This window comes from Bradyrhizobium uaiense, from assembly GCF_010811875.1.
Classification (GTDB): Bacteria; Pseudomonadota; Alphaproteobacteria; order Rhizobiales; family Xanthobacteraceae; genus Bradyrhizobium; species Bradyrhizobium uaiense.
In genome coordinates this window covers 1-237 of the sequence record NZ_VKHP01001092.1, presented here as the reverse complement: position 1 = coordinate 237, position 237 = coordinate 1, and the positions used below count along the sequence as shown (strand labels likewise).

1 pseudogene is annotated in these 237 nt (G+C 67.1%); it reads right to left on the bottom strand.

From position 1 onward, the window contains the following. A pseudogene (locus tag FNJ47_RS55770) lies at positions 1-237 on the bottom strand (transposase); the annotation flags it as partial.

Genomic DNA, 237 nt, shown 5'->3' with positions numbered 1-237 from the left:
GCTTGGCGCAAGTGATCGGCGTCATAGGCGGCGTCGGCCATGACGACCTCGGCGGACAAGCCTTCGATCAATGCGGCGGCTTGCGGTGCATCGCCCTTCTGACCCGCGGGCAGCGTGAACCGCACCGGACATCCCAAGCCTCGAACGGCCAGATGTATCTTGGTGCTCAGGCCCCCGCGCGAGCGGCCGATCGCTGGATCTTCCGCCCCCCTTTCTTGGCGCCGGCAGCGTGCTGAT